The 12,987-nt window shown below is 39.2% G+C and carries 13 protein-coding genes and 1 other RNA gene; 4 read left to right on the top strand and 10 right to left on the bottom strand.

Annotated features, from left to right (window positions below):
• Nucleotides 1-44 precede the first annotated feature (44 nt).
• The 6 genes from BLS33_RS23175 to BLS33_RS23150 form a co-directional block, all read right to left on the bottom strand.
• Nucleotides 45-701, bottom strand: a complete 657-nt coding sequence (locus BLS33_RS23175; protein ID WP_089895475.1) for an SGNH/GDSL hydrolase family protein — start codon at nucleotides 699-701, stop codon at nucleotides 45-47.
• Between the two features lie 55 nt (nucleotides 702-756).
• The gene (locus tag BLS33_RS23170; RefSeq protein WP_089895472.1) at nucleotides 757-1,884 is read right to left on the bottom strand and encodes an iron-containing alcohol dehydrogenase family protein; all 1,128 of its coding nucleotides are present in this window, start codon (nucleotides 1,882-1,884) and stop codon (nucleotides 757-759) included.
• Nucleotides 1,885-1,892: 8 nt separating this feature from the next.
• On the bottom strand, nucleotides 1,893-2,591 hold the full coding sequence (locus tag BLS33_RS23165; RefSeq protein WP_089895470.1) for an HAD family hydrolase: 699 nt from the start codon (nucleotides 2,589-2,591) through the stop codon (nucleotides 1,893-1,895).
• On the bottom strand, nucleotides 2,582-3,295 hold the full coding sequence (kdsB, locus tag BLS33_RS23160) for a 3-deoxy-manno-octulosonate cytidylyltransferase (RefSeq protein ID WP_176801491.1): 714 nt from the start codon (nucleotides 3,293-3,295) through the stop codon (nucleotides 2,582-2,584). The genes BLS33_RS23165 and kdsB overlap by 10 nt, the downstream gene beginning before the upstream one ends.
• A gap of 121 nt (nucleotides 3,296-3,416) precedes the next feature.
• The gene (locus BLS33_RS23155; RefSeq protein WP_089895465.1) at nucleotides 3,417-3,986 is read right to left on the bottom strand and encodes a DUF4126 domain-containing protein; all 570 of its coding nucleotides are present in this window, start codon (nucleotides 3,984-3,986) and stop codon (nucleotides 3,417-3,419) included.
• A 51-nt stretch (nucleotides 3,987-4,037) separates the two neighbouring features.
• A complete protein-coding gene (locus BLS33_RS23150) occupies nucleotides 4,038-5,477 on the bottom strand; it encodes an ATP-dependent DNA helicase (RefSeq protein WP_089895463.1) in 1,440 nt (479 codons plus the stop codon).
• Nucleotides 5,478-5,740: 263 nt separating this feature from the next.
• Here BLS33_RS23150 and BLS33_RS23145 point away from each other — a divergent pair, with 263 nt between their 5' ends.
• Genes BLS33_RS23145 through BLS33_RS23135 form a run of 3 tightly spaced genes read left to right on the top strand, consistent with a single transcriptional unit; the run spans nucleotide 5,741 to nucleotide 7,738 of the window.
• Complete coding sequence (locus BLS33_RS23145; RefSeq protein WP_089895461.1) at nucleotides 5,741-6,394, top strand: hypothetical protein; 654 nt, start codon at nucleotides 5,741-5,743, stop codon at nucleotides 6,392-6,394.
• Entirely contained in the window at nucleotides 6,369-7,202 is an 834-nt protein-coding gene (locus BLS33_RS23140) for a DUF3822 family protein (RefSeq protein WP_089895458.1), read from the top strand. Before BLS33_RS23145 ends, BLS33_RS23140 begins: the two co-directional genes overlap by 26 nt.
• Entirely contained in the window at nucleotides 7,202-7,738 is a 537-nt protein-coding gene (locus BLS33_RS23135) for an RsmD family RNA methyltransferase (protein ID WP_089895456.1), read from the top strand. Before BLS33_RS23140 ends, BLS33_RS23135 begins: the two co-directional genes overlap by 1 nt.
• Nucleotides 7,739-7,754: 16 nt before the next feature.
• Here the strand turns inward: BLS33_RS23135 and rnpB are convergent.
• Nucleotides 7,755-8,078: RNase P RNA component class A (gene rnpB / locus BLS33_RS23130), an RNA gene on the bottom strand.
• Nucleotides 8,079-8,212: 134 nt separating this feature from the next.
• On the opposite strand from rnpB, the gene BLS33_RS23125 reads away from it, so the two are divergent.
• Entirely contained in the window at nucleotides 8,213-10,045 is a 1,833-nt protein-coding gene (locus BLS33_RS23125) for a DNA polymerase III subunit gamma/tau (RefSeq protein ID WP_089895455.1), read from the top strand.
• On the opposite strand, the gene BLS33_RS23120 is transcribed toward BLS33_RS23125, so the two are convergent.
• From BLS33_RS23120 to eboE, 3 genes are read right to left on the bottom strand one after another with little or no spacing between them, the layout of a single operon-like run.
• Nucleotides 10,042-10,395, bottom strand: a complete 354-nt coding sequence (locus BLS33_RS23120; RefSeq protein WP_089895453.1) for a transmembrane 220 family protein — start codon at nucleotides 10,393-10,395, stop codon at nucleotides 10,042-10,044. The two genes, BLS33_RS23125 and BLS33_RS23120, sit on opposite strands and share 4 nt — an antisense overlap.
• A gap of 19 nt (nucleotides 10,396-10,414) precedes the next feature.
• A complete protein-coding gene (locus tag BLS33_RS23115; RefSeq protein WP_089895451.1) occupies nucleotides 10,415-11,788 on the bottom strand; it encodes an alkaline phosphatase family protein in 1,374 nt (457 codons plus the stop codon).
• Between the two features lie 4 nt (nucleotides 11,789-11,792).
• The gene (eboE, locus tag BLS33_RS23110; protein ID WP_089895449.1) at nucleotides 11,793-12,986 is read right to left on the bottom strand and encodes a metabolite traffic protein EboE; all 1,194 of its coding nucleotides are present in this window, start codon (nucleotides 12,984-12,986) and stop codon (nucleotides 11,793-11,795) included.
• Nucleotide 12,987: the final 1 nt, after the last annotated feature.

The following is a 12,987-nucleotide window of genomic DNA, read 5'->3' as shown; positions in this document are numbered from 1 at the left end:
AATAGTAAGATTACATTTTTCAACAGAAGTATACAATCAATCGATTACTCTATTTTTTTAAAAAGGAAATTAGAAATCGTTTCACCAAGTGCCTTATACCCTTCCTCGGTATAATGTACATTGTCCTGTCCTGAACCAAATTTGCTATGTATCATAGCCGATTTTTCGAAAACGTCATTGACTTCTACCCCGTGCTTTTCCATGATTTTTTTTGCCGCTTCATTGTACTTCAACGCATCATCACTAAACCTTCCGGCTTCTTTCTCAGGAACGTATGATATCGTGACAAAAATAAGTTTGGCATCGGTTCTCTCTTTTAACATGGCAACAATCGAATCAAGATTTGCACTATAATCCTCAACGCTGAAAGTAACCTTTCCATTGACTTTATCACGGTTACCCTGTACTTTAGAATCGGGATGACGATAGCACAAATCCCAGAGACCCCAATTAAATTGAACAATATCCCATTCACCGTCGCCGATCCATTCCTTTATTTTCTGTAAGCCCGTTCCCGTATGTTGGGCGTTTCCTGGGTTATGTTCAATTATCGCCTTATCTGCAAAATTGGCCTTGACAAATGGGGTGTATCCTAAGGATATAGAATCACCAATAATCAAAATTTTAGGTTTTTCATCTGTACAGCTACTGATTACAGTTGCAAAAAACAATACAAATAGAAATCTGACGTGACACTTCATAAAAGTAAATAAAGATTATTCCAGAAGTTCCAATCCATACTTCCAGAAGTAAAAATTAAATTTTTTGGTATATCGACCTCAGCTTTTCGGGAGTGGCAATAGTGCGCCAATTCTTTCCTAAAGCATTTTCCCAAAGCGGTTCCAATTTCAGGGCCACTTCGATCATAGTATCAAAATCATCATCGGTAAGATTCGCGCAAATATTTTTGGGTAGTTCTATTTGATGTTTCTCAAGCATTTCGTAAAACAATTCTACCCCTTCAGGGTAAAACTCTTTGAGATGTTGGAAGACCATGCAGTTGCCAATACCATGGCGTATACCTAAGAGGTATGATAACCCGTAACTCATGGCATGTGCAACCCCAACTTGAGAATATGCAATACTCATACCTCCGTGCCAAGAGGCCATCATTAATTTTTCACGAGCTTCACTGGCGGGCAACCCATTTAAGTAAACCTCTTTACACAGTTCGAAGGCCTTTTCGCCATAACTCTGACTAAAAGCATTCAAAAAAGTACCGTCTAATGATTCTACACAGTGTATGAAGCAATCCATTCCGGTATAAAACCATTGCTCTTTGCAAACGCCCTGAGTAAGGTCTGGATCTAGTACCACTTGATCGAATGTGGTATAGTCTGAATTAATTCCTAATTTTTTTGTCGGTCCCAGCAACACGGTAGTCCTTGAAACTTCTGCCCCTGTGCCACTAATGGTCGGAATACCTACGTGATAAATAGAGGGTTGATGAACTAAATCCCATCCTTGATACTCCGAAGAGCTTCCTCGATTGGTCAATAATATGGATACCGCCTTCGCCAAATCTAAAATAGTACCGCCACCGATACCAATAATACCTGAAGGAAGTTCTTCAAAATCATTTTTTATCTTAGCGACCAATATATCGACTTGGTTTGTTTTAGGTTCTTCTTCCGAGGAGATGAAAACAATTTGATCATTAAATAGTAGTGGAATTCTACCTACCAATTCTTTTCCCTCAAAGACATCATCGACCAAAAAAATGAATGGAGCATCGGAGTGCCTTCTTTTCGGTAACAATATCTCACCCAATTGATCAAAGCTGCCATTACCAAAAATGACACGTGGAACCATGGGGAAGTTCTTGTATTTCTCGTGCTTTGGCAAAATGTGCTTTGTTGCACGCAATTCTTTTTTCATCTCCATAATCCGCCTTAAAAGTACTTCAGAATATCTGTCAATTTATTAATCGTAAGGTAATCACCGTGCTCATCTTCAACCAACACCTCTTCATGTTTCCAAGTAGTGTGAAAAGGTACGTGCACAGCCTTTGCACCAATATTAACAATAGGCAGCACATCTGATTTTAAAGAATTGCCTATCATCAAGAACTCTTTTACATCAATTTCTAAATGATCCAACAAATTTATATAGTTTTCTTCTTTTTTGTCGCTTAGAACTTCGACATGGTGAAAATATTTCGATAGGCCCGAATTTTCTAGCTTTCTCTCTTGATCCAATAAATCACCTTTGGTCAAAACGATAAGGCGATAGTCACCGTTCAATTTCCTCAAAACCTCTTTTACGCCTTCCAAAAGTTCCACTGGATGTAGAATCATTTTTCTGCCGATATCCAAAATATCGGAAATCGTGGCCTGCGAAACCCGGTTGTTCGATAATTGCAAGGCCGATTCTATCATGGAAAGCACGAATCCTTTTATGCCATAGCCATAAAGGTCCAAGTTTTTCATCTCCATTCTAAACAGTTCTTGATCTATTTTGTTCTTAGTCTCATACTTCTCGAGTAAATCGGCGAATTGTTCTTCCGCTTTCCTAAAATAGGTCTCGTTTACCCATAAAGTATCATCGGCATCGAAAGCGATAACCTTAATATTGCTATAATCTATTTCCATGCTTTTTTCGCCCTTACCAAGTCTTCAGGTGTATCGATTTCTATACCACTAACCGTGGTCTCGATCATTTTTATTTTCTTTCCATATTCCAAATACCGAATGGCCTCGATTTTTTCTATAGCCTCTAAAGGAAGCATCGGCAGACGATGAAAATCCATAAGTGCACTTTTTCGAAAAGCATAAACACCCTTGTGCTTATAGTAAATAGGTGTTACCTCTTTAGCCCTGTGATATGGAATCGGAGAACGCGAGAAGTACAATGCAAAGTTTCCATTATCAACGATTACTTTTACCGTATTGGGGTTACTTATTTCATCCTCATCAGTAATTCGAACCATTAAAGAAGCTAAATCAATCTCTTTCGTACTATCGTTTTCGAAGACCTCTAAAAGCCTTTCCAAACTCTTTCTTTCTGTAAAAGGTTCATCTCCCTGAACATTTACGATAACATCCACTTCCATGTCAGCCACCGCTTCCGCTATTCTATCGCTGCCACAGTCATGTTCCTTTATACTCATAATCGCCTGTCCACCGGCACTGGTAATCGTATCAAAAATCACCTTACTATCGGTGACCACATAAACATCGTCGAACAAATTGGCGTTTACTGCCGCCTCGTAGGTTCGTAATATCACAGGTTTACCCGACAAATCTTGCATCAACTTTGCAGGAAATCTAGACGCCGCGTACCGAGCGGGTATCATTGCTATCGTTTTCACTTATTTTCTTTTACTTGTTTTAGATAAAAAATGTTTCGGGTTATGATCCACTAAATTTGGTCATTTTTGATTAAAAATTTAATCCCGAATTTATATTTTTGAAACCTTAGGTATCTATTCGGGGGCGCAATTTCCGATATATTCTGAATATAATAACAAGAATTATGATAACTAAGACGGCGGCAAGAATAGGCGCAAAAATAGAGGCCGCCGTAATCACTAGGGCCGTTCCTGTTTCAGCAGTAGAAACAATCGGGTTTGCTAAACCGCCCGTTGTAGCCGTTGAGGCCAGACGTCCGGTCGCCCCTGCCCCTTTTATGGCCGTTGCCGTACCACCACCTGCTATAATCGCCAAAGACCATGTGACCACAGGATCTAAATTAGCCACCGTAGATACCATAACGGCCGTTCCTGCAATTGCTGCCAAAGGAATCGCCAAACTGTCTAACATATTATCAACAAAGGGAATAAAATAAGCAAAGATTTCAAATATGGTAGCTACTCCCAGAGCGATTACCGCAGCAAGACTTCCGATCCATTGCCAACTCTGATTTAACTCCCATACATCAAAATACGAGGCCAAACTAAGGGCAAACAATGGTAAAAATACTCTGAAGCCTACCGAAGCTGCTAGCCCAATACCAAGAAAAATACTTATAATCGTTTCAGAGGTCATCTTTATTATTTAGGGAACGTAACATCAGCTTTTAGGCACTACGAATTTAATCTATTCCGATTCAACAAAAAAATCATCGGTAAAACCTATAAGGTATAACTGCCGTTTCGCTCTCGTAATTGCAGTATACAACCATCTCAAGTAATCTTTATCGACCCCATCGGGCAAATACGGTTGTTCGACAAAAACGGTATCCCATTGCCCGCCTTGTGACTTATGACAGGTTATAGCGTACGAAAATTTCACTTGTAACGCATTAAAATACTTATTTGATTTTACACCAAGAAATTTTTTATACTTTGACTTCTCGTCAGCATAATCTTCCATAACCGATTGATAAAGTCGGTTTCCATCTTCATAAGAAAGTGATGGAGTTACGGCATCAATAGTATCTAATAAAAGTACCGTTTCGAAAGGTTTTTGATTGGGGTAGTCCACCATTTGCACCTTTACCTCGGCAAATCTGAAACCATAAAGGTCTATAATCGTAAAAATTTCTAGAACCTCAATAATGTCTCCATTGGCAATGAAGCCGGCTTCTGAATTGGGCTTCAACCAAAAGTAATTATTCTTCACCACCATCATATAGTCTCCTGGGGCAATCTCATTTTCTAAAAATAAAATTCGGGAACGGATATTCTTATTATATAGGTTGGCGCGTTTGTTCGAGCGTACTATCAGTGCGGTACCTTCATTTCCGTTCTGGGCGTACGAAGCATCAATGGCTTCCTGTATCTCATAGCCATCGACAAGGCGAACAATATCTTTATATGGTGTAACGTCAAATTGAAACGAATCAAAAAATTCATCCTGAAGCTGCTCTCTCAAAAAGGTAGCATTCGCCAATATCCCAGAATCTTCGGCTTGCCGCATCACCTCATCCAACTCTAACCGAATTACCTCCTTATTATAGTTCAAGGACAATTTGTCGGCATCCAAGGCCGGACTGAGGTCCAAATGCACAGGCGGTAATTGAGCGGTATCGCCTATCAATATCAATTTACAATTGAACCCTGAATAAACGAACATCATCAAATCATCTAATAAAGACCCATTACCAAATAATTTTGAATCGGTAGGGGCATCGGGAATCATCGATGCTTCATCGACAATAAATATCGTGTTTCTATGTTTGTTTGGAGCGAGCACAAATTGAACTCCACCACCACCTTGTTTTTTCGGAAAATATATTTTTCTATGAATAGTAAACGCCTGGGTTTTTGCGTAATTCGACATGACTTTTGCCGCACGTCCGGTAGGCGCCAATAAAACCGTTTTCATTCTTGTATTCCAAAGACTGTTGACGAGCGTACCTACAAGGGTAGTTTTGCCCGTACCGGCAAATCCCTTTAGTAAAAAAACATGGTCCTTTTCGTCAGACAAAACATAAATTGCCATTTTTTCAAGTGCCACCGATTGTTTTAAAGTTGGCTCATGAGGAAATTTATCCTTGAGAATAGCATAAAAAGAAGCCGCGTTTATCTTATTCATAGAATTGTAAATATAGACATCATTTAAGCAGAAACATGAAATAGGCCAAGCCTCCCATTGAAAAACAAAAATAGATAGGTGAAGCGCCTCGTACAAACTATTTGACGGAAAACACTGATCATGTGTATTTTAATAGGACTTAAGAATAAAAACGAACCAACTACCCAATTTGAAACATAACAAAATCCTTTTATAAAAATTAGGAGGTTTATAAAAAAATTGTAGATTTGTGATGACCACTAAATCTAATTAACACGTAAGAAATGAAGACCATTGCACAAATTTTACTTTGGATTGTTTGCATCGGGTTGGGCTACCTAATTTACAAGTCGGTAACTGGGCCAATAGAGTTCAACAGGGTTAAGGAGCAACGCTTTGCCAAAGTAGTTTCAAGTTTAAAAGACATTAGAAATTCTCAAGAAGCTTATAAAACAGTTAACGGAAAGTACGCCAAGGACTTTAATGACCTAATCAGTTTCGTTGATACAGGAAAGTATATCATCACGCAGCAAAGGGATTCTTCTTTTGTTCGCTTCGACAAAAATTTTCAAATCGATATGCCTAAGGATACGGTACTTATCGATACATTAGGCTTTGTTTCGGTAAAAGATTCACTTTTCAAGAACGACGATCGTTATAAAACTATGATGAACGTACCTACTGCTACGGGTGGAGAAAAATTTGAAATGAAATCAGCCATTATCGAAAGAAGCGGCTATAAAGCGCCGGTTTTTGAAGCAAAAGTTGAAAAGAATGTAATACTCGGTGATCAACCAAAAGATCTTTTAGCCAAGGAAAATGCCGAGATAGGCGTTGACGAGGTAAACGGAAGCGTTATAAGAGTAGGATCTTTGGAAGATGTTAGCACAAGTGGTAACTGGCCACCTATCTATGATAAAAAAGGTGAACAACAATAACGGGGAAACTACCCAAAATTTTCATAAACTGTCCATTCAAGTTAGCTTGAATGGACTTTCTTTTTGTGTTTTAGACACTATTAGCAATACAATATTAGCATCAGAAAGCATCTTTTTCAAAAAGCAATGTACACCTTATGAGGTGCAGAAAGAGTTGCAAGGTGTTTTTAAAAAGAACGATGTTTCTCAAGACAGGTTTTCCGAAATCATCGTCATTCATCGAAATACACTGTTCAGTTTAGTTCCAAAATCACTGTTCGATGCCAATGAACTGCCCAATTATTTAAAGTTTAATGCTAAAATTCTAGCTAACGATCATCTGGCTTACGATGAAATAGATAGTTATGACATGGTAAATGTTTATGTTCCTTTTGTGAACATAAACAATTACATTTATGACATGTTCGGGGAGTTTGAATTCAAGCACAGTGGTACCGTGATGGTAGAATCTTTATTAAATGGTCATACCCATGCCAAAGAACCAGTATGCTACGTACATGTGGCCGAGCATCAAATGGATATCACCGTTATTTCCGAAAAAAAACTATTGCTTTACAACAGTTTTGAATTCGGCACTAAAGAAGATTTCATCTACTATTTACTGTTTACAATGGAACAGTTAAAACTAGATACCGAACAAGTACAATTGAAACTTTTCGGCGCTATCGACGACGACGATGACATTTATCATCTCTGCTACGAATATGTTAAATTGATATCTATATTTATACCTTCGAGTTCGTCGCAATACCCCGTAACCGATTTAGGTAGTGCATCTATAGATTTCACCGTTTTAAACGCCTTATAATGCGCATTATCTCAGGAAAATATAAAGGAAGAAAGATTACGGCACCAAAAAAATTGCCGGTACGACCTACGACCGATATGTCGAAAGAGGCACTTTTTAATATTCTGAACAATCATTACAACTTCAGTGATCTCGCAGTTGTAGATCTCTTCTCGGGGACCGGAAATATTGCTTACGAGTTTGCCTCAAGAGGGTCTGAGCAAGTCACCGTAGTAGATACAGACCTTGGTTGTATAAAGTTCATCGATCAAACTTCCAAATCTTTTGATTTTGGAATTGATGCCATTAAGAGCGATGTGTTCAAATTTCTTGAGAAAACGGCGATTAAAGCCGATATATTTTTTGCAGACCCCTTTTACGATATGCCTTTGGAGGATTTCGAAAAAATTCCGGACCTTGTATTTACACGAGAATTGCTTTTAGAAGATGGCATGTTGATTATTGAACATTCGAAACATACCGACCTAAGTCGCCTTGCCCATTTTTCAAACGCAAGAAAATATGGGGGAAGCGTTTTTAGTTTTTTTAACTATTGATCGGGTAACCATTTTAAAAATAAGCAGGCCATAAGCCGGATTCTGTTTTCACTAAAAAGTGAATCCCTATCATTTATCTAGACCTTTGGTTGCCCAAAGGCTCAAACCGCCTACCCTTCGGCTCGAGCGTGCAGCCCTCAAGCACCGATTTACATGACGTTTCACCGCATAGAGTTTACCTGGTTTCACTACAGCCGAACTGTACTTGCTTTCTGTTGCACTTGTCCTTTTCGTCAAAAGACGAACGACGGGTGTTACCCGCTATGCCGCACTATGGTGTCCGGACTTTCCTATTTGCCTTGAATAAAATTCAGGGCAAATCGATAGGGTAGCCTGCTTGGTACAAAGGTAGACGAATTGTTGATAAGTAAATATTGAAACTAGACAAAACCAATACCTAAATGCCATGTGATTTTTATATTTGTATATTAACCTATCGGGTACAACTAAAACACTCGATTAAAGTCACTCAAAGTGGAACCTTTTGTAGTATCTGCACGCAAATATCGTCCCCAGACATTTAAAGATGTTGTCGGGCAACAGGCAATTACCAATACTCTGCTCCATGCCATTGAAAGCAATCATTTGGCACAGGCGCTTTTGTTCTGTGGACCACGAGGTGTCGGCAAGACCACTTGCGCGCGTATTTTGGCAAAAAACATCAATCAAGATGGTACGCAAAAGGAAGATGAAGATTTTGCCTTCAATATTTTTGAGCTTGATGCTGCTTCGAATAATTCGGTCGACGATATCAGAAACCTTACCGACCAAGTGCGTATTCCTCCACAAGTCGGAAAATATAAGGTCTATATCATCGATGAGGTCCACATGTTATCACAATCGGCCTTCAATGCTTTTTTGAAAACTTTGGAAGAACCGCCTAAGCATGCTATTTTTATTTTGGCGACTACCGAGAAGCATAAAATCATTCCTACGATACTCTCTAGATGCCAAATTTTCGATTTTAAGAGGATTACCGTAAAAGATGCAACGGATTATCTTAAGTACATTGCTGAAAATCAAGGCATAGTAGCTGAAGACGATGCACTGCAAATCATTGCACAAAAGGCTGATGGTGCGATGCGTGACGCGCTGTCCATATTTGATCGTGTCGTGAGTTTTAGCGGGAAGAATTTGACCCGAAAAGCAGTTACTGAAAATTTAAACGTACTCGATTACGACACCTATTTTGAAGCTACCGATCTTATACTGAAGCACGATATTCCACGATTATTGATATTGTTCAACAAGACTTTGGCACTCGGTTTCGATGGCCATCATTTTATCTCGGGCCTTGCTTCCCACTTTAGAGATCTCATGGTTAGCCAACATCAACAAACTATAGAATTGCTAGAAGTCGGTGAAACGGCAAAACAGCAATATCTCGAGCAGTCTAAAAAATCTTCAAGTCGCTTTTTGCTACAAGCCATCGATATTGCCAATGATTGTGATTTAAAGTATCGCACAAGCAAGAACCAACGGTTACTGGTCGAGCTGACGCTCATGAAATTGGCTTCCATCGATTTTGATGGCCAAAAAAAAAACCCTGAATCTCTAGCATTAGCCAATAATACAGTTGATTTGGTACCAGCTTCCTATTTTAAAGAGGAGGTATCCGAGACATTACCGATAGCAACTCCGCAAGAGGAAAAAATTACGGAACAGGAAGTAATCCCTACTACTTCTCCTGAAGAGAAAACCGAACCCCTACTCGAGAAACAAGAGGCACCAAAACTCATTTCAGAAGAAGAACCATTAAATACAGTACCAAGTTCCCCTTCCATTCAAGTAGCTGTGCCTGAAGCAAAACCCGAGACCAAAAAGATAAACATCAATGTACCTGCGAAGAAAGTATCAGGACTTTCTTTATCAAGTCTAAAAGCGAAAAAAGAACACCAGCTTAATAAGAAAGAAGTAAAATTCGACCCCGACCAATTGCCCAAGAGTCTTTTTACAGAGGAGGAAATGTTGCAACATTGGAAAGATTTTGTAGAAACTATTGATGCTAAAGGCCAAAAAATATTGGCTTCAAATTTGAGTGCCGACACTCCGAAATTACGAAATGAAAACACGCTATGGCTAGAGATGCCAAATAGCACCATGAAAACCGAAATCGAGCGCGAGCAGTATGAGTTAATGGAGTATTTGAAGCTAAAGCTAAATAATTACCATATAAGACTGAAAATTACGGTTAACGAGACCACTGCCAAGAAATTCGCCTTTACTCCTGAAGAAAAATATGAAAAACTTCGGGAAAAGAATCCGGCTATCGATCTTCTTCGAAAAGAATTCGATTTAGACCTCTAAGATTTCCAACCTTTGCGAATACGCCACACGTAAAGCAACATTACTAAGGCGCATAGTATCAAACCGGAAGCTTCACGCCCCATCTCAATATTTTTAATATCACCTTCCCCAATAGCATACCCCTCGAACTGAGCTGGCCAATCGACGTAGGCGCCGACTGAAAAAGCTAAAAACAAAATCAAGGCCATCCACAATGACAATTTTTTAAAAGCGAACAGCAGCGAGGCAATCGCCGCAACTCCATAAATTGTATACCATAAAATGGGATCAGGGTCATTATATTGCAATACCGCAGCCCAAATAAAAAGTACCGAAAAAATAAATGCTATTATTTTAAAGAAAGAATTCATAATTAAAGTTGTTTAAAACTTAACCCCTCACATGTTTCACCAATACATCAAAGACCTCGATTGCCGATACGGTTTCTGTAGGCATAAAATCTTTTTGATTGCTGATAAGTATAGGAAAATCGTCTTTGCCTTCCGGCACCCTACCATGCGATCCTTTTACTAAGGTAGCATTGATAGGAATAATATCCAAAACCGTTCGAAAACCCAGTTTCTTTTTAAATAATTTCCAGATTACTTTAAGCATTACGAACTTATCTTTGGGGTCGGTTAACATCTCAACGGGATCATAACCCGGCTTTTTGTGAATATCGACCATTCGTGCATAATCGGGTGCCACCGCATCATCTAACCAAAAATAGTAGGTAAACCAAGAGTTCTTATCTGCGATGACCACAATATCGCCACAGTGATCATGATTTAAATTCGCGGCAACAAGTTCTTCATCAGAAAGTACTTTTTCTACACCCTCCACCTTCTTTAATAATTCTTTTATATCGGCTTTTAACGCAATATCGTTAAGATAAACATGTGCTATTTGATGGTCGGCCACAGCAAATGCCTGACTGGCCCCGGCATCCAAAAGTTCAAGTCCACGCTCTTTGCGGATGTTCAAATACCCCCATTTACGCAACTCTCGATTAAGGTGGACCGGATGGTTTACATCGGTGATACCATATTCGGAGAGTAGTACAATATTCGTTTTTTCAGGATTGTAGTATTCGACCAACTTTTGAACCTCGGTATCAACTTCTTTCAAGTCTTTGGAAATAACGTCGAAATTGAGTCCATAACGCTGTAAATTATAATCGAGATGAGGCAAATAAATAAAGGTAAGCGTCGGGTCATGCAGCTGATCCGTTTTAATGGCCGCATCGGCAATCCATTTACTCGATTTAATTGAGGTTTTTGGTCCCCAGAACTGGAATAACGGAAAGTTTCCCAACTCATCTTTAAGGGTATCCCTAAGTTCCGAGGGATGGGAATAAAAATCGGGAATTTTTCTACCATCGGCCAAATAATTGGGCCTTGGAGTCAATGAATAATCGACGTTCGAATACATGTTGTACCACCAAAAATGGTTGGCACAGGTGAAATTAGAGTCTTCTCTTTTTAGTTTATCCCAAATTTTCTCAGCTGCAACCAGTTTATTAGATTGTCGCCAAAATTTAATTTCACACTCCTCTTTAAAATACCAGCCATTACCCACTACCCCGTGTTCAGCTGGCCATTTACCTGTAAGGTAAGTTGATTGGGCCGAACATGTTACTGCTGGCAAAACTGGATGAATGGTCGTGGCTCTTCCTGCCTCTAAAAAAGATTTTATAAAGGGCGTATGCGTGCCTATCAAACGTTTGGTCAAACCCACTACATTGATCACGACCGTTTTCCGCATTTAATTATAATTTTTGCTTTAGCCAATTGATTTCTCGAACAATACAATCGGATAAATCAGTTTTTAATGCCTCAGGAAGCACATCCCAAGTATAAGTTTCAATTTCTAAATGTTCACTGACCTTATTCGATTTCAGGTAATCGATAACTGCCAAAATCTGATCTTGGGTAGAATCAAGTTTATCAAATTTCTCAAGAAATATAGGCACATGAAAATGGGCTCGAAGTTCGGTGAATTCTTTCTTTTCCTTTAAAACAATGGGCAAATCATTATACGTGACTACCTCATTGCCCACTTTTTCGGTAACTTGGTGTAGATAAACCGGTTCATTAAACTGTGAAAGCGATTCCCAGATAGCAGCGGTTTCCTCACTATTATTTAATATTTTCAGCGCTGCACTCACCTGAATCTTACCAACAGTAATACCGGCAGCGGCGAATTTTTTAAAAGTGTCTATAGGATTTTCATATGCCAACGAAAAGTGGCAAATATCATAGCAAACCGTTATGTATTTCTTAATTAAATCTTCAACCCTATCGGCGTCAGTTCCTATTTTATTTGGTAAAACCTCCTTTGCAATCGGCACTAAATAATCTGCAAAAAAATTGACTACTTCGTCACTATTCTCAAAAAGTCCGTCTGGCTCGGGCTCGATATCCAAATGCATGAACTTCCCTGTAGATTGTTCCAACTCAAAAAGATGCTGTGCTATCTCCACAAGATGCTCAGCACCTCTTTTTAATACCTCATCGACTTTAGCATCGGTCTCATGCCAATGTTTATAGCTAATGGGTGAAGTTGAAATACCTCCTGTGACACCATCAGGCAATAGCACCGCCAACTGGTGAAACAAGCGTTTGGTATAGATAACACGGTCTCTCGTACTCCAATCAGGAGCATGAACCATATCTTTCACCCTTTCATTATGAAAATTACCGTACGGAAAGCCATTCATCGTGAAGACATATAGATTGTTTTCCGCTAACCAATTTTTAAAATTCGATAACGTCTCTCCCAAGCCCAATTCTTCACTTGCCGTATTCGACAAACGCAACCCTACCCCAAAAGGTTTATCATCGGCTACCTGCTTTTGAATAATCGGAAGAAACTTCTCAAGATTGGAAAAGGTAACCTCCCAGTTTTCACCTGGATGAATATTGGAACAATAGCTCAAGTGATACGCATCTGCAATCTTCATG

This window comes from Kriegella aquimaris, assembly GCF_900103215.1.
Classification (GTDB): domain Bacteria; phylum Bacteroidota; class Bacteroidia; order Flavobacteriales; family Flavobacteriaceae; genus Kriegella; species Kriegella aquimaris.
This window is presented reverse-complemented; position numbering and strand designations above follow the sequence as displayed.

Bases quoted from the DNA above. Each gene is read 5' to 3' on its own strand.
- BLS33_RS23165 (WP_089895470.1), bottom strand. From the start codon at position 2,591: ATGGAAATAGATTATAGCAATATTAAGGTTATCGCTTTCGATGCCGAT.
- BLS33_RS23175 (WP_089895475.1), bottom strand. From the start codon at position 701: ATGAAGTGTCACGTCAGATTTCTATTTGTATTGTTTTTTGCAACTGTA.
- BLS33_RS23120 (WP_089895453.1), bottom strand. From the start codon at position 10,395: ATGAATTCTTTCTTTAAAATAATAGCATTTATTTTTTCGGTACTTTTT.
- BLS33_RS23140 (WP_089895458.1), top strand. From the start codon at position 6,369: ATGATAAAAAAGGTGAACAACAATAACGGGGAAACTACCCAAAATTTT.
- BLS33_RS23115 (WP_089895451.1), bottom strand. From the start codon at position 11,788: ATGCGGAAAACGGTCGTGATCAATGTAGTGGGTTTGACCAAACGTTTG.
- BLS33_RS23145 (WP_089895461.1), top strand. From the start codon at position 5,741: ATGAAGACCATTGCACAAATTTTACTTTGGATTGTTTGCATCGGGTTG.
- BLS33_RS23135 (WP_089895456.1), top strand. From the start codon at position 7,202: ATGCGCATTATCTCAGGAAAATATAAAGGAAGAAAGATTACGGCACCA.
- eboE (WP_089895449.1), bottom strand. From the start codon at position 12,986: ATGAAGATTGCAGATGCGTATCACTTGAGCTATTGTTCCAATATTCAT.
- kdsB (WP_176801491.1), bottom strand. From the start codon at position 3,295: ATGATACCCGCTCGGTACGCGGCGTCTAGATTTCCTGCAAAGTTGATG.
- BLS33_RS23155 (WP_089895465.1), bottom strand. From the start codon at position 3,986: ATGACCTCTGAAACGATTATAAGTATTTTTCTTGGTATTGGGCTAGCA.
- BLS33_RS23170 (WP_089895472.1), bottom strand. From the start codon at position 1,884: ATGGAGATGAAAAAAGAATTGCGTGCAACAAAGCACATTTTGCCAAAG.
- BLS33_RS23150 (WP_089895463.1), bottom strand. From the start codon at position 5,477: ATGAATAAGATAAACGCGGCTTCTTTTTATGCTATTCTCAAGGATAAA.